At 58.2% G+C, this 15,205-nt stretch carries 14 protein-coding genes and 1 pseudogene; 4 read left to right on the top strand and 11 right to left on the bottom strand.

Annotated features, from left to right (window positions below; translation table 11 throughout):
* The coding region (locus SB772_RS38755) for a transposase (protein WP_410838350.1) at positions 1–199 on the bottom strand (199 nt) is incomplete at its 3' end.
* Positions 200–1,951: 1,752 nt separating this feature from the next.
* Here SB772_RS38755 and SB772_RS38750 point away from each other — a divergent pair.
* Positions 1,952–2,196 (top strand): annotated as a pseudogene (locus SB772_RS38750) (IS3 family transposase); the annotation flags it as partial.
* A gap of 37 nt (positions 2,197–2,233) precedes the next feature.
* Here SB772_RS38750 and SB772_RS38745 read toward each other — a convergent pair.
* Complete coding sequence (locus SB772_RS38745; protein WP_410838349.1) at positions 2,234–3,022, bottom strand: group II intron maturase-specific domain-containing protein; 789 nt, start codon at positions 3,020–3,022, stop codon at positions 2,234–2,236.
* Between the two features lie 1,130 nt (positions 3,023–4,152).
* On the opposite strand from SB772_RS38745, the gene SB772_RS38740 reads away from it, so the two are divergent.
* Positions 4,153–4,422 (top strand): DUF1488 family protein, encoded by a 270-nt coding sequence (locus SB772_RS38740; protein WP_410838348.1) that lies wholly within the window; start codon positions 4,153–4,155, stop codon positions 4,420–4,422.
* A 678-nt stretch (positions 4,423–5,100) separates the two neighbouring features.
* Here SB772_RS38740 and SB772_RS38735 read toward each other — a convergent pair.
* The 9 genes from SB772_RS38735 to SB772_RS38695 all read right to left on the bottom strand — a co-directional run bounded on the left by SB772_RS38735 (position 5,101) and on the right by SB772_RS38695 (position 13,157).
* The gene (locus SB772_RS38735; protein ID WP_410838347.1) at positions 5,101–6,108 is read right to left on the bottom strand and encodes a DMT family transporter; all 1,008 of its coding nucleotides are present in this window, start codon (positions 6,106–6,108) and stop codon (positions 5,101–5,103) included.
* A gap of 222 nt (positions 6,109–6,330) precedes the next feature.
* Complete coding sequence (locus SB772_RS38730) at positions 6,331–7,200, bottom strand: mandelate racemase/muconate lactonizing enzyme family protein (RefSeq protein WP_410838346.1); 870 nt, start codon at positions 7,198–7,200, stop codon at positions 6,331–6,333.
* Positions 7,201–7,446: 246 nt separating this feature from the next.
* A complete protein-coding gene (locus SB772_RS38725) occupies positions 7,447–8,799 on the bottom strand; it encodes a BCCT family transporter (protein WP_410838345.1) in 1,353 nt (450 codons plus the stop codon).
* Positions 8,800–8,959: 160 nt separating this feature from the next.
* Positions 8,960–9,550 carry a hypothetical protein gene (locus SB772_RS38720; RefSeq protein ID WP_410838344.1) on the bottom strand — a complete coding sequence of 197 codons (591 nt, stop codon included), beginning with the start codon at positions 9,548–9,550 and terminating at the stop codon, positions 8,960–8,962.
* A 730-nt stretch (positions 9,551–10,280) separates the two neighbouring features.
* Positions 10,281–10,565, bottom strand: coding sequence for a hypothetical protein (locus tag SB772_RS38715; protein WP_410838343.1), 285 nt, complete (start codon positions 10,563–10,565; stop codon positions 10,281–10,283).
* Positions 10,566–10,764: 199 nt separating this feature from the next.
* Complete coding sequence (locus SB772_RS38710; RefSeq protein WP_410838342.1) at positions 10,765–10,998, bottom strand: DUF6723 family protein; 234 nt, start codon at positions 10,996–10,998, stop codon at positions 10,765–10,767.
* A gap of 55 nt (positions 10,999–11,053) precedes the next feature.
* A complete protein-coding gene (locus tag SB772_RS38705) occupies positions 11,054–11,338 on the bottom strand; it encodes a hypothetical protein (protein ID WP_410838341.1) in 285 nt (94 codons plus the stop codon).
* 483 nt (positions 11,339–11,821) lie between these two features.
* Positions 11,822–12,013, bottom strand: coding sequence for a 30S ribosomal protein S21 (gene rpsU, locus SB772_RS38700; protein WP_410838351.1), 192 nt, complete (start codon positions 12,011–12,013; stop codon positions 11,822–11,824).
* 157 nt (positions 12,014–12,170) lie between these two features.
* Positions 12,171–13,157, bottom strand: a complete 987-nt coding sequence (locus tag SB772_RS38695) for a serine hydrolase (RefSeq protein WP_410838340.1) — start codon at positions 13,155–13,157, stop codon at positions 12,171–12,173.
* A 147-nt stretch (positions 13,158–13,304) separates the two neighbouring features.
* Here SB772_RS38695 and SB772_RS38690 point away from each other — a divergent pair, with 147 nt between their 5' ends.
* Complete coding sequence (locus SB772_RS38690; RefSeq protein ID WP_410838339.1) at positions 13,305–13,589, top strand: DUF4148 domain-containing protein; 285 nt, start codon at positions 13,305–13,307, stop codon at positions 13,587–13,589.
* 443 nt (positions 13,590–14,032) lie between these two features.
* Positions 14,033–14,677 (top strand): hypothetical protein, encoded by a 645-nt coding sequence (locus SB772_RS38685; RefSeq protein ID WP_410838338.1) that lies wholly within the window; start codon positions 14,033–14,035, stop codon positions 14,675–14,677.
* Positions 14,678–15,205 lie beyond the last annotated feature (528 nt).

Raw genomic sequence — 15,205 nt, 5'->3', positions numbered from 1 at the left:
TCGCATTCAACTGGTAATGCAGCGCGACCGCAGCGATCGACACATTCGGCTGCATCGCCGCACGGATCACCTTCTCCCTGAACTCCTTGCTGTGGCGACGGCGCCGTTTCGGCTGCACCACCTCAGAAACTGCTTCATTCTCGTTCATAGCGTACACGTGTCCATTAAAAAAATAGGTGGACACGATCGTCGCTTTCATAACCCGCCGGTTCAAGGCGACATTGCCGGGCGCTTACAAATCTCGGTGCGTCACGAGTGGTAGACCGAGACGCTGCTCAAACATCGCAACTTCTTGCCGTGCGGCAGCAGGGTCACATACTGACAAGGCCCACTGGGACATTGGCCCAGTGGGCGCGCGAGGCAGACGAAATTTCGGACGATGAGAAGGGATTCTGGCTTATACGTTGGATTTACGTCGACGGATTCTGGATCATCAAGTCTGTTCACGCCCGGCGCCTGACTCTCCCGCACGGGCTCGGTTCCTCATGTTGGCCACCAACCTCTACGTCGTCGCGTCGGCTACCCACCAGACCACCTTGCCGTCCGGTTGAGTCACACACCGTTATATTCCACTTTCGCGCGGCACAAGTTACGACCGTCCGTCGAGGGCGCGTCGCTTCGGTTATTGTAGTGACTACGTTTGTATCGTCTGCGCAATCGGGCAAGCGTCGGAGCGCAGACGTCGTAGGTCGCAAGGGTTTGGATCTCGCTAACGTTTTCACACACACTGAAGGTGAGCGTTTGCGGGAGGCCGACGCGTCCTGGGTCCTGCTGCATTTGCGCGCCGGCCTCAACTTCATCGCTGCCATTGGGACTGGGGTACCCTTTGGAAGGTTCAGCAACTTCAATGTCCCAACGCGGGGTGCGTGACAATCTGACTATGTCAGTCGGATGGCCCACCCAACGTCATACTCTCCTGGCTGACTAGGATTTATCAGGTGTGGGCGTGTTGGATTTGCGCTCCTCGTTTTCATCTGACACCTCTCCCTAGGCATCAATAGCCCGGTTAAGCTCCTCGCTGGCGGATTCGGTGGGTAGCCACGATGCGCTCCACTCTTCCGCAACTTTCCTGCCCCTGTTGAGTTAGCCATTACTTTCCTCGTAGGCATTCTCATACACGTCCGGATCGCGGACCTCGGCAAACATCATTTCCTCAAGATCCAGATCCCGACATCTTCCTGGTCAAAAGTCGCCCGAGTGATCCACGCTGCCGTCATTGCTGGGTGCGTGGCTGAGTACCTCAGGGTGGCGTATCTACCAGATATCTCTTCCATAGAGGCATACAGAATTACCTGGGGCATCTAAACCCTCTGAGATCTACCAGATACGGTACCGAATCGGTGTAGCGCTCTTAAGTTGCCGCCTGCAAGAGGTAATGGGGTTGCGGTCATCTCGCTGCGTCTGTGCTGCACTTTTGCTCCGCATATGACGCTGGAGCACCGCGAACGTGTGGCGTCGGGACCTTCAGTTTTCAGGATGAGCCGGCAGTGTCTTGGACCGTGGCGAGATCTCGGGCAGGTGCCAGGCGGTGAGCGCGATTTCTGGATAGAACGCTTCCTTGGTCAGTCATGCGGCTTCATAAGCGTGCTCGACGAGGCGCAAACGACTTCAAATTGCCTGCTCGCGGTGCTCGGGTGTGCCGGGGTATCCAGCCGGCTGCGGGGCAGATTTGCGTTATCGACGGCGAATTGCGAGGCGGCCTTTGGCCAGCTCGAATTTGCGTTTTAGAGGGGACGCGGAAGCGCAAAGTCAATGTCGCAGGCTTACATGGCGGGGCAAACGTGGCGGTGGGTGCTTCCTGACACAGCGTACAAAAGCCGCACGAGGGTCTCTCGAGAGTGCGCATATCGATGCGAGAGACACCCGTGTGGCGGGTGGGGCAGGAAGTGAGCTTGCCCCCGAAAAACGAATCCCTTGCTGAGCGGTAAGCTCACGCAAGGAGAAAACATTGATGACAAGCAAGGCAAAGCGAGCGCAGTACACGGTGTATAACTGGGTAAAGGCCGACCGGGAAGGCAGGCTGGCAGGAGCTGGCGCAAAGCCGGTGAGTCCGGAACAGATGGAGCTGGCACGGTTGCGTGCGGAAGTGGCTCGCCTGAAGATGGAGCGAGATATTCTAAAGTGCGCAGCGTACTTTGCGAACGAGTCGATGTGAAGTACGCATTCATCGAGCGCAATCGACGTCACTGGCCGGTGAGGGATCCGGACATGAACCTCTCGATTCATCCGGCTCTTATCGTCCAACCGAGGTCGCCATGGCCCAGTGTGCGAACAGGCGGGGCTGTCGAGACTTGACGTCCTTCAGCCATGCCGCTGCACGCACCTTGCGGCCTTGGAGGTGTTTGTATTTCCGCTGTGCCCAGCGGACCAGCGCAGCATCAACCGAACGCAGCACCTGCACCAGCGCAGACCGATAGAACCGACCGTAGTACTGAATCCACCCGAGTAATGTCGGACGTGTTCGGTCCGCCAACTCGTTCAGACTCAGGTCATAACGGTGCAACACACTGCGGCGACGCATCTCCTGCCGCATCGCCTTGGCGGCCTTGTTGCTGACCGCCGGCACGAAACCAACGGACAGCTGACCGGCCCGACTTCTGACACTTCGCGGTCTGAACGTGTAGCCCAGAAAGTCGAATTGACATATCGGATAGTCAGCATGCCTGCCAGCCTGCTTGCAGTACACGATCTTGGTCTTTTCTGGATGCAGCTCCAGCTTGCACTCCGCTAACCGTGCTTCCAGTTCCTGCCTGAGCAGCCGGGCCTGCGCTTCGCTCCTGCAGTGACAGGTGGCGTCGTCAGCGTAACGCTCGAATGGCACGTCCGGATGATGTTTCTGCATCCACCGGTCGAACGCATAGTGTAGAAACAGGTTCTGTGAGGGCGTGCGGGTGGGATTCCCGTGCGCTACTCGACTTCTGGCGGTTTGATCCCGGAAATCCATGTGGATCAACGATTTGCAAAATCGCTGGATGCGAGAAAGTCGTCGAACCGCGGAGCCTTGCCGCGAGCTGGTCTTCACGCTACGACCGCCAGATTGCGAGAGGGTAGCCACGTTCCCTCACGGAAACGCGGCCCCCGAAGAACGCAGCATGCGACTTTCACCGCACTGCGCTCGAGCACAGCATTAAGCGTCGCACTGACGCCGGTCTCGAAAGCTGCACGAGACCTTCGCAAGCATCACGTTGTCGATTCGCCTCATCGCTGAGACGAAGGGCGCTGAACCGTAGCGATACCGGTCTCTCACAAGCTTCCCCTCAGTGAATCTCTAACATGGACCTGCGACAACTGAACCACGCGGAAGTCTGCACCCTTTCAGGTCGAGGCAAATCTTGAACCTCTATGTGAACTATTACCGTCCGCCATTTGCTTTTTCCGCGTTCTCATACCCACTTGCCCAACAGCTTCCCTCGCGGGTTACCTGCCGTAGCCAAACGTCTGGCGTCGGCGGACAATTGGGCTTACCACGTTCCCGTCCCTGCCGGCCCGATTGATTCCCGGGTCTGTCCGTTTAGCACCTGTCTCTCCCCCGGCAGCGCTTGCGACGACGTGCTCCCTTCCGTGACGGAAGCAACCGGCTGCTCACCTTTTGGTCTGGGCCTGACAGCCGCTTTGGCCCATTTCGTTTAACGAGGTTTGCAACAGTTCACATATGTTGTGCTTGCGGAACTTGCCTTGCACCTCACACCGCGCGGCGGCTGGCAGTGTCGGTTCCTTCCCCGTCGCCGGGGTGAGCCGTCAGTCGAGAGGCACGTTGTCTTCAGAGCTTCACACCTGACTGTTACCGGTCACGCATGTCTGAATAGGCAACTGCTGGTCGTACAGCAGGTCGCGACACTTGCGATCGTTCACACGAACGCAGAGCGCGACAAGACAGAAACGAGCTTTACCGCCTACTACATGCCGCTTCACGCGCGGCCGACGGCGACACGTGTCGCACCACGGAAAGGACGATTACCCCATAGCGCCCGTCTTGGGCTGACTTTGGGACAACCGCCAGCACTGTGTCTCCCACGGCGTGCCAACGGGCATCTAATGTGGATACATCGTTGTGGCATTGACGATCGTGCTTCTTTCAACTTCTGGTAGATTTATTGCTGCGCGGCGCATTACAAATACAAAGGCCACCAATGGATATCGTTGAGGTGCTTCATGGAAGTTCTTGATCGCGTGGCCGTCGTCTCGCCGGACGGACGCGCTGTGAATTTCGTGCTGTCGATTCGCGGGCGTAAGATCGAAGGCGCGGTTGAACGCGACGCTCTCGAAGAACTCTTCTGGCTACCGCGCGATGCGGACGCAACGCGCACACTCAGGACGTTTGAAAACGGTCGCAACCGCATCGTCGCAGTCGCCCAAAGAAAGTTACTTGCGCGGCCCGGCGAGCCGCTGCGACTGACCGTCAACGACTTCCTGACCCGGTAACCAACCGTTGGCTGACGATGACTGTCGCGTGGATATGCGTCTGATAGCACGGAAAAGCACGACCGTTCAAATGTTGATCATTCTTTTTATGGAAAATCCGCGAGCGGCAGGTAAGCCAAGCTTTTCCGCGCCGTGCGCGCACCAAATAGTGCAGGTTTCGAGGCGGCTGATACGTCGGCTTGGCTATGTCTGCAGCCGGAGCGGCGCTGAGGTCACAACGGCCGTCATAGCCGGTGCGGTGCCCGGGAGAAGTGGGAGGCGCCGCCGAGATAACACCCGTTATTACGGCATACACGCTGCGGCAGTGTGTCGGTGAGACGGGCCGAGGGTAGGGCGCAGCCCTGTGCATAGAACCACTCGACCGTTCGCTGCCCCCCGGCTTTTCGTTCGGCAGCGTCCTTTGTGAGGGATGGACTGCAGTTCGGCCATAGCGGTCGTTGGTCCCTCAAGGCGTCAACGGCTGGTATGGGTTCCTCAGCTGACGATGGTCGACCGGTCCGGGCGAACGGCAGCTTTGACTGTCGTCGAGCGGCAGTGCACGACCCTGAAAGGACATTCCGCGTGCTCAAAAGCGGCCGTTCAATCGACGGCGACGACGATATGCAAGCCAGTAGTTTGTTATGCTCGATCGGTAACCCGATGCACTGTCCGGTCGCTAAAGCTGTGACGAACGCGGTCTCAATTGGGGTTATTGACTTGATTCGCCGAGGTAGTAATCCGAGCAGCTCCGTCTGCGGTAGATTGCTCGGCGGGAGACGGCGTCTGCAGAATCTTGAGGGCACTGACCACACCAACGACAATGGACGCCACTCCAAGAGCCTCCGGCCATGTAGGCCACCGATGCGTTGCTACGAGGCCGAAGCAAGTTGCGAAAACTGTCTCTGTCACAATCAGTTGTCCTGCGAGACCAACCGGGATTCTTTTTGCGGCGATCGTCCACGCCCAGGAACCTGCAATAGACCCGATGACCGCAAGGGTGAATGAGCCTAGGAGCACGGGGAGGAAATCATGAAGACGCACGCCCAGGCTCGTAAGCTTAAGTAACCCCGTTGACGCTGCCAGTGGTATGAAAGCCATAATCTCAGCCGCACCGCCAATCATCATCATCGCGGTCCACATTCGAGCATCCATGGCCGGTCGGGCCGCAAGCGCGGTTCGATTGGTTAGAGCGAATACCGTCCAAAGCAAAACGGCGCCAACCGAAATAACGATGCCGATAATGACACGGATGGGCATGCCGTAGAGTGCTTCGGAGAGCCCCAACAGGTTGACTAGGACAAGGCCAAGTGTCGAAAGGCCGAGGGGGATGCTCAGCATGCGCCATTGAACGGTCCTTTCACCGAGGTTGCCCATTATCGCGAGCACCACCGGTACCATCGCGACGATGGCCGGTGGAATAATCGGACCGGCGAAAAGCACCGCCGCCATGACGGTCATGAAGTAACCCACATAACCGACGAAGCCGAGCCACGCCGCGACGAGCCAATCGCGTAGGCTCAGCTGGACAACTTCCCTTCTGACGGCCCCGAAGAGAGCTATCCCGAGCAGACCAGAGAGGAGGAATCGGGTGACGGCGAGGTCGTAGATGGAGTACGGACCAACAATATAGGGCGCCACAAAATTCAACGACCAGGAGAATGCTGCAAAGATGGCCGCCAATACGCCAATCATCGAACGCCGTTGCATGACACACTCCCATGTAAGACTGCCTGAATGAGCTTACTGAGTCTGCGGACAGCAACTGTCGGAAAAGAATCGGCTATTTGGCTATGAGCGACACACGTTGCGTTCGCTAGTATCGGCAGCGTGCGAGCGGAGTTCGCCGGGTGCGGGCCGTGACGCCCGCACCGTATCGAAGCGCTCCTACTTGCGTTGATGCCGCCGCAGATTGCAACGGTTTCGATTGTTTTACTGCCGAACGCGGTACTGTTCGAGCACTTCTTCGTCGAGAACCAATCCCAGTCCGGGGGCGTCTGGTACCTGAACATATCCACCACGGAATGGCAGCAGATTCTTGACCAGACGTCGGAACAAGGGGCTCTCACTTTGCGAATATTCGATGAGGTCGCCAGTTTCTGTGGAAGCGAGAAAGTGGGCCGTCGCGGCCAACAGAATGCCCGTGCTGAATCCGTGCGGAACTAGCTGAACACCTCGCGTGCGTGCGAGCTCGTAAATGTGCCGCATTTCGGTTATGCCGCCACAACGGGTAATGTCAGGTTGAATGATGGCGGGTGCCGTGTCGTCCAGAAATTGCTGGAATTCGTGGCGCGTTGCGAGTCCTTCGCCTCCAGCCACTCTTATGCCCGTTGTCCGAGCCAGTCGAGCAAGCCCCAAAGTCTCGTCCGAAGGCAGCGGCTCTTCAATCCAGTTCAGGTTGAACTCACGGAGCGCTTCACACTGTTCCAGAGCATAGGTGTAATTGCGCCAGCGCCCGACGAGGTCGATCTGCAACTGAATGTCGTTGCCAACTTCCTCGCGCAGCACGCGGATTATCGACTTGTCCTTGATGGGGTTGTCGCCGAACGTACCGCCCCCCACCTTTAGGCTGCGAAATCCCTGTTCGAGCAATCCATTCACGAGCTGCCGATTACCTGCGTCGTCGTTCCTGGGGAGGAACGTGCCGTACGCAGCGATACGGTCCCGATGTTTGCCACCCAGCAACGTACGCAGTGGTACGCCGTAGAATTGACCTGCAATGTCCCAGAGCGCGATATCCAACGCACTGATGGCATGAATCGCGGCGCCGCGTCGACCTACGTAGTCGGTGCCGCGATACATCTTCTTCCAGCCGGTCGATTTCCAGTGGATTCTCGCTTATCAGCAACTGCCGTAGGCCTTGGCAGGTCTCGTGGGACGACGGCGTCTCAATCAGTGCCTTGACGACGGCGGGAAAACTGTCCGTCTCGCCAATGCCGATTAGGCCAGTATCCGTGTGGATGCGCACGATGAGAGCATCCTCGCCCCACTCACCTGGTTGGTCCAAGGCGGGAACTCGAAGCCAAATGGCTTCAACGTTAGTAATTTTCATGACTGGTTCTGCAGAATTATCGAGGCGTTGTTAGGTACTGGCTGAGCTTCGGCTACTTCAGCGCCGGTAACTTCGGCAAGGCGGGCTGTCTGCTCTTCGATAGCGTGCGCAGGCATCGCACCATAGTCCTGCGACAGCCATCTCAAAAGTCCCCAAATCTTGACGCCGAGGATAGCGATGAAAGGCAATGCGGTAAGGATGACCGCGGTCTTCAACGTATCAAGTGGCGCGTTGATGTAGAGCATCGTCATTGGAAGCGCGGCAAGCATCACGCACCAGAAGAGTCGCAGGTTCGGCGAAGGGTCCTGTCCTTCTTGCAGATTTCGAGTGCTGGTCGCAGCGACCGTGTAGGCCACTGCATCGAGATGCGATGCCAGGAATATCAGCATCAGCGTGAAATAGAGGACAGACATCAGCTTGCCCAGCGAGAGGGTGTTGAGCAGCATCGATACTGCAGCCTCACCGCCGGCGCCGTTCAGCATTGCCGGTGCATTGACGGCGCCTGTGACAAATTGATGGATAGCGTAGCTTCCGAGGCTGCCGAAGAAGAACCAGCACCCTGCGCAGCCGCCCAGAAGCATTGCGGCGACCACTTCCTTGATTTTCCGGCCCTTGGAAACACGGGTGACGAAGATGGCCACACCCGGTGTGTACGTAATCCAGTAGAGCCAGTAAAACACCGTCCAATCGCGGGTGAACTGTCCCGAGCCATCAGGGTCGGTGAACAGACTCAAGTGCACAAAGTTTTGAAGTCCGAGGCCGACGCCGTTTGCTATGTTGTTCAAGCTGAACAGAGTCGGGCCTACCAGCAGGACGACGAGCGCGAACAGCAGGGTCATGCCGCAGGCCAGCTTGGCGAGGCGCTGCATGCCCGAACTGACGCCGATGTAAGAGCTGGCCGAAAACACGATTGTGACCAGGATAACCAGACCTGCCTTCAGTCCAAATCCGTCGCTAATGCCCAGCAGTTCGGCGAGGCCTTTGGCGACTGTCGTGGTCGTCAGGGTCGTCGTCAGCACGAGGCCGCCGAAGGTAGCGAACAGGAAGATGAGGTCAATCACGCGACCGACTGGGCCATGTGCCTTGAGTCCGGTTATCGCTTCGATAATGCCGGCGAGGCTCAGGCCTTTGTTCTTCTTCACGTGGAAGTGATACGCCATTGCGAGTGACGCAATGCCGTAGATTGCCCATGGTGTGATGCCCCAATGGAAGAACGTATAAGCCGTGCTGAATTCGAGCGCCTGCTTGCTTCCGGCGGTTATGTTCAGACCGGGCGTCTGATAGTAGTAGGCCCATTCCATGAACGCCCAGTACATCGTCGCGGAGCTGAGGCCGGCGCAGATGAACATGAATATCCAGAAACGCCGGCTCGTACTGCTCGTCCTTCGTGATGTACACGGGCCTCACGACGTACGGCACTTCTATTTCTTCGAGCGCCACGCTAACCTTGCGGCCATTCCGTGTATTCCAGGCATAAAGCGTAATCGGCTTGATCGTCATAAAGTCAGGTCAGTTCGAGATCGAAGCGAGACCTCCTGTGTAGTTCTGCTCGGGCGCCGCGTCCATACGGGCCTGTTCCCGGGCACTAGCAATATAGAGCGCACCGGAGTCTGTTGAACTCTCCGCACCGTCATAAACGATCGTGATTCGTCCCGGCCGCTTCCAGGCCGCTTTGAGCACTTCAAATCTGGCCCCCGTCTGGCTTTTCATGGTGACCTTCCATTTGAATGCCGGTCGACCAAACCGGGCTTCCAGCAACGTGTAGTTGCGTTGCTGGAATGCAAGCCCTCGGGTGCTCATACGGATGCTCTCGACGATGCCGTTGATGATACTCACGCACATGCTGTAGCCGTTGACAAGGTCAGGCTGCTTGCCCGCTGGCCATTTGACGTACAGCGTCTCCGTGCCGAAGGGCGCAAAACCGTAACGCCGCGCGTCGGCGTGCTGGAAACATGCATAGGCAGGGGTGTCATTGTCGCCAGGCAAGGCAACCTGAGTCGGGCACTCCGGAAATCCCCCTATCGGCTTGGCAATCACGACGCCGTACAGTCCCGTGTCCTTCGTGGTCTCGACGGGTGCTGGAGCGGCGGGGGCTGGCATGGAGGGACGCATCGATGATTGAGGCTCGCTACCCTGATGGGGCACCGTGCAACCAGACACCGCACCAGTCAGGAGCACTAAGACAACTGATGCACACAAACGATTTGCTGAAGACCTAATTCTTACCGCGATTTGGCTAGTCATGGTTCGTCCCCGGTTGTTCGTTCTCCCCTTCTTTATGTGGACAAGATTTTTGCCAGCGAAAAAGAAGAGTCTGTTCGCCAGAGAACAAAAAGAGACTGTGAGGACCTCGTAGTCAGGGCAAACCCCCAGAATGGATGAACGGCCGGCCTACATGACGGGACGCCACCTCCGTCGGCTCAACGGGGCGCGATGTCACCGATCGGCATGAAGCAGCCGCTCGAATGACCGTGTTCCGACGGCGGCGAATGACGGAAACTGGCCGATTGCACCAGTTAGATGAACGTTCTACAGACCGGACCTTGGAATCCTCGACGGCAACTTTCCGGCGAATTGTGTGAACGCGTACTGCCGGCCAGTTGCGGTCAGTCGAAAGCGACGCCCGAAACCGGATGGTCGGCTGGATATTTGACCGAAGCAGCCCGTCATGTCTCCACAAAGCTGCCGTTCTAATCGAACGTGGGCGCCTTGCCCACGCACTCGCTATGCGGGGCAGAGCCCAGTACAGCACGTCGGGCATACGCGATGCACCGAACCAAGGGCGGTGGCTCGCCTCGTCGCATCCGTTACGAACCGCCAGACCGCGAAGTCACAGGCTGCTCAGGAGCCTGAGCTGGTGCTCGGTCTCGCTGCCGTGAACCAGCGTGTAGGAACACGCGCGCTCACGTTCAGTCATTGAGAATCCTTCTGTCTGCGAGAAGGTATCCCAGAGCATATCTTCAATGGACATCGGATTGCCGCATGCTTTCGCAAAGGTGCCCAGCAGGCGGCTCGCTTCGCGCCGAAGCAGTAGGCGATCTTTGTTCAGGACATAGGATTGGCTTCTACCACGCAAAACCAGGAAATGCGGAATTGCATGCATGTCAATCGTCATGACCAACTCCATTTCTCTCGCGCATTCGCGGTATCAGCGGTGTGTGTCGGAGGTACGGCTGGGCGCCGCTCTGTCTGACCGTGTCACTACCTACGCGTGTCGCGGCGAGAAGAAGGGGTTCCATCGACTCCTGTGCTCAATTCGCCAAGCAGCCGTGTCGTTCGCCGACGGCAACGACATGTGCGGCTGGGGCCGTGGACTACTCCGGGACGGCAATGTCGCCATCGACGAGTTGTCTGCCATATGTTTCCGCATATTGGACGGCACTTTCCGGGTCCGCGCAGACCGGCATGTCGGCACAGCCAGCGAACGGATAAATGATCCGCCTGTCGGAAAGACGGGTCACTTTCAACGTCGGAACGGGTCCGCGGAATGTCCGGCGGAATGATGCAGCAACGTTATAGTCTTCGTGGTCGGAAACGTCGCGTTTCATGGGAACTCGCCCTCTGACATGAATTGGACTTGCTGCGGGGTCCGATACGGACCGCTTAGAGATCGCCGATTGACTTCCCGTCGATCTGTCCGTCAATGAGACGCTCTGCATAGTTGGTCGATGCTCGCCGGGCCTCGCCAGCAGCACGAAACGGCGTGCGCTGAGGAATTCGGAAGATACGGCTCGCGGTCAGGGTATCGTTGGTCCCCCTGCGGCAAATCCTGACGGCGGCTTCGAACCCCGCGCCGTAGTCGTACGAACCGACAGCGCCGCGCGGTGTGCGGGGATAAACGAGGGGATAGATTTCCAGCCCCCTATAGGTTCTCGTGAAGTCTTCCATGATGTGCTGTCCAGAAGTGTGAGCCATCGCTGAGAGCGATCGAGCCCTACCAGCGCGCGGACTCGTGGTCCACGCCTCGCGCGAGCGATATGGCGATGAATTTGATGTGCCAAACGATTTGCAATGGATGAACCATCGCGGCGGCACAACGTAATTGGCGTCCGGAGACGAGGGGATCGCTTCTTCTGGCAACGAACGGGTGTTGACCGGACAGTCGGAAGGGAGAGTTGCGTGAACGCCCGGCCTTTCGACACTGCGCCTGATCGGCAGCAAGCTCTAGAGGGGAAGTTGAGGCGACGAACCCAGTGTACCACCAAGGAGCGCGTATCCGTTCTTCTTCTATCGCGCGTCAGATCCCCCGATACGGAGGATCTTCGCGAATTGCGTTCTCAATAGGTAGACAACTGTGTTTTGCTCGATCGCTTCGGAGCGTGACGGGGCAGGCGCACCCCGACGCTCACTTGCGATACGCGGGCGAAACGGTCAATACAGTTTCCGTGGGGGCAGTCTCCTGCGGCTCTGCTTGCGCAGTCGCGCGACAGCGGCAGCCTTCTTTCGCTTGTGTTCGGCTGTGGGCTTCTCGTAGGCCATACGCGCATGCAAGTCTTTTACCAAACCTGAGCTTTCGATGGCGCGACGAAAGCGCCGCAGGGCAACTTCAACCGGTTCGTTCATCTTTGGAATGACAGTGGTCAAGGTGTTCCTTGGTTGGGGGGCGACAATCATTTTGTCCGGCGTGAGTTGCAATTCTGATGAGTCAATGCGCCGGTCGTATTTGACGACAGAAAACCGCGTAAATCGTTACAGTTGCAGCGCGCGACATTTACTGGAACTAGACGCCTGACGACCCGCGGCGGTAGCGCTTGCCAGTATGGTGCTCGACATTCGGCCGCCGCGCACTGGAAACGGATCCTGCCCGATACGCTGCGAGCCGCACTTTGACGCGATGCGATTGGGTGAGCATTCGATGGTGATGATGATGCTGCGCGCCCGCGTAATACATGGGCGGCATGACGACGGGCGTTTCGTCGCCGTTCAGCCAACGGCGGATCGTGACCAGGTCCGCCAAACGAGCCCGGGAAGACCGCGCGCCGAGGAGCGCAATAATCACCTGACCATTCGGCATGTTGGCTTCGACCACGATGCAGCGTCCTGCCTCGTCGGTATAACCGGTCTTCGCGAGCTGAACGTCCCAATCCGGCCAATCGACGATAGGGTCGGTGTTCCGATAGAACCTCGTTCTGCTGCCGATCGCCTCCTCGTAATGCGGAAGTGTCGTGAATGCGCCGATCAACGGATAGTGGGACGCGGCATCCGCCAATTTCACGACGTCACGCGCGGTGGAGAGGTTGTCTGGTGAAAGCCCCGTCGGATCGTCGAAGTGCGTATCGGCCATGTGCAGCGCGCGCGCCTTGTCGTTCATCTTCTGGATGAAGGCAGGCTGACCACCTGGAAACGCGCGCGATAGCGCGGAGGCCGCGCGGTTCTCGGACGACATCAGCGCAAGGCGCAGCATCTCCTCGCGTTCGAGCGCAGCACCGACCGGGATACGCGAGCCCGAATGTTTGAGCCGATCGATATCGGCATCGTCGATGGTCAGCGTTTCCCCCAATGCCTGCGCTTCGTCCAGCACGACCATCGCCGTCATCAGCTTGGTGAGCGAAGCGACGGGCTCAACTTCGTCAGGATTCTTTTCCAGCAGGACTTCGCCGCGCCCGAGGTCGTACGCGATCGCGCTGCGGGAATAGAGGAGCGGCGTCCCGGCCGACGTCACGAGCGGTGCGGCGGCGAGAAGTAGCACGCTGGCGAGTTTCTTCATGTCAATCACACCCTGGGACTTCAATCAGGCGAACAGGTGATTACGGGTCCAACGTGCAGGATCGTCCCTAACAACTAAACTGTAGTTGCTCACTGCAGGAATGAGTGTGCGAAGGAGGACAGATTTCGTCCTTGGAGGTCAGCTATCATGAAATCATTGGTCTATGCAGTCGTTACCGTCTCGGTTCTGGCCGCTCCGGCCGTATCGTTCGCTCAGCAATCCAGTTCGACTGTCACACGGGAACAGGTGAAAGCAGAACTGACGCAACTCGAAAAGGCCGGCTACAATCCCGGCCGCCGTGACCCCAACTATCCGGAAGGTATCCGCGCCGCGCAGGCGCGCGTCGCTGCGCAGAACGGCACGGTGCCGGCCCAAACCGGCTACGGTCCCGCGGTTGGCGGTTCGTCAGGATCGGGTGAACCTAGCAAATGACGGGGCACAACCGGATCGCCTCAATGCGCAATTTTCCGGACCACGCAAAACGTAGCGTCTTGATTCTGGCAATGCTTGCCGGTCATTGATTTGCATAGCCTCTGTTTGGGAGAATGCCGCCGGGCAGCAGAGTCTTGCTACAAAGGTATCCGGATGCGACCTCTTACGGATTTCGCTCGGTTCGGACGACTGCACCGGGCTGTGCAAAACTTGCAGTGTCCGTATTGGCCGGCTTGCAAATTGGCCTTGACGGGAGCGCGTAGATACGCCCTTCCGTGATCGGCCGGGTCCGGCTACAAGCTGCCGTTCAGCGAGCGGACAAACCTGCTGTTTGAGCGGCTGCAATAGAAGTTGTCTCGCTAACGCCTGGCTTTACTTTAGTAACCGAAGTCGGGCGCCACTCCCTCTCACGTGCGTTTGAAGGCTTTGCTCCAGAGAGACCGATGAAGAAAGGAAAGCCAAAACTTACCCGCCATGATGCTGAGCGCCTTTTCGAGGGTCTGCCCGACTGGAAGGTGAAAGTATCGAGCCGGCCCGAGAACCCATTCGAAGCAGGGGCGTTCGACGTGGTCGAGCGCGTCGACGACGAAACCAAACTCTGGAAAGACAACCTCATTACCCTTCCGATGGCGATCGAGTTGTCGGCCGGTTACGAGTCGGTGTCTCGCCTGCGCGAGGCGATGGCGCGAGCATGGCGCGTTAAGTGGGTGAGGGAGGCTAAAAACGAGGTTGTCGCCGAGTTTCCGGAAGGATGGACCGCCGTTCGCCCGGAAACCGGCCCCATAGAGTTGCGAGATCCGTCCGGCGTGGTGCGCGCCTTATTCGGGTGGGCCAAGGATGCTGAACTCAGGATTCTGCCACGATATATTGTTGAGTCACAGGCTAACAGTTCAAGCGGACTAGGTAGCTTGCTTGTCCGTGATCGTGGGAACGGTCAGATTCTTGAGAGGTCGTCGACCTGGTCTGCTCAAACTGGTACCAACCATCCAGATTGGACCAGGCTTTCAGCGTGGCTCAACTTACGCTATCCTCGACATCACGACCCGCTGAGGTACTGGGAAGATTGCGAGGAAAACATCCACAACTGAGCTACTTCTGGGGGCGCTGTTCTCGGGCAAACTGCTACACGCAGCTTAACAGCGGCGAAAGAAGGGCTGACCGCTTGATTGGGCTTCCGGGTTTGGCCGCATGCAGCCTCACGCGACCGGCGCAAGACGGGCGGATCCTAACGTCCGGCCAGTCCAACTAGTTTGCGTCTCAAATCCGGCGAATCTAAAAATTCGGTTCGGCCGTCGTCTGCCGCGTGACCGAATTCGCGAGCAAGTCGTTGATTAGGCTGGACGGCCAGTCTCAACAATTCAGTGCCCGAGCATGTTGTTGTCAGGTATCGGTTGCCTTGCGCCCCGTCATCCAGCAAGCAGGGCCTTGAATAAAGTAAAAAGCCCGCTCAGCGGGCTTATGGGGCGTCAGCAGGCGTTCAGCCTCACATGCGCGGACGCGCTGGGCGGGTCGGTTCTGCGGTCGGGGTCGGTTCGGCGGACGGCGTTTCGGGTTCCTGCTTCGCCGTAAACTTGTACTGCGCCGATTCGAGTTGACGGTCAGGCCAGCCACCACCA

The sequence above is a fragment of the Paraburkholderia sp. SIMBA_030 genome, from assembly GCF_046535245.1.
GTDB lineage: Bacteria > Pseudomonadota > Gammaproteobacteria > Burkholderiales > Burkholderiaceae > Paraburkholderia.
Note: the sequence above shows the minus strand (reverse complement) of the source record. Positions and strands in the feature narration are given on the sequence as shown.

Bases quoted from the DNA above. Each gene is read 5' to 3' on its own strand.
- SB772_RS38740 (WP_410838348.1), top strand. From the start codon at position 4,153: ATGGAAGTTCTTGATCGCGTGGCCGTCGTCTCGCCGGACGGACGCGCT.
- SB772_RS38735 (WP_410838347.1), bottom strand. From the start codon at position 6,108: ATGCAACGGCGTTCGATGATTGGCGTATTGGCGGCCATCTTTGCAGCA.
- SB772_RS38730 (WP_410838346.1), bottom strand. From the start codon at position 7,200: ATGTATCGCGGCACCGACTACGTAGGTCGACGCGGCGCCGCGATTCAT.
- SB772_RS38725 (WP_410838345.1), bottom strand. From the start codon at position 8,799: ATGTTCATCTGCGCCGGCCTCAGCTCCGCGACGATGTACTGGGCGTTC.
- SB772_RS38720 (WP_410838344.1), bottom strand. From the start codon at position 9,550: ATGCCAGCCCCCGCCGCTCCAGCACCCGTCGAGACCACGAAGGACACG.
- SB772_RS38715 (WP_410838343.1), bottom strand. From the start codon at position 10,565: ATGACGATTGACATGCATGCAATTCCGCATTTCCTGGTTTTGCGTGGT.
- SB772_RS38710 (WP_410838342.1), bottom strand. From the start codon at position 10,998: ATGAAACGCGACGTTTCCGACCACGAAGACTATAACGTTGCTGCATCA.
- SB772_RS38705 (WP_410838341.1), bottom strand. From the start codon at position 11,338: ATGGAAGACTTCACGAGAACCTATAGGGGGCTGGAAATCTATCCCCTC.
- rpsU (WP_410838351.1), bottom strand. From the start codon at position 12,013: ATGAACGAACCGGTTGAAGTTGCCCTGCGGCGCTTTCGTCGCGCCATC.
- SB772_RS38695 (WP_410838340.1), bottom strand. From the start codon at position 13,157: ATGAAGAAACTCGCCAGCGTGCTACTTCTCGCCGCCGCACCGCTCGTG.
- SB772_RS38690 (WP_410838339.1), top strand. From the start codon at position 13,305: ATGAAATCATTGGTCTATGCAGTCGTTACCGTCTCGGTTCTGGCCGCT.
- SB772_RS38685 (WP_410838338.1), top strand. From the start codon at position 14,033: ATGAAGAAAGGAAAGCCAAAACTTACCCGCCATGATGCTGAGCGCCTT.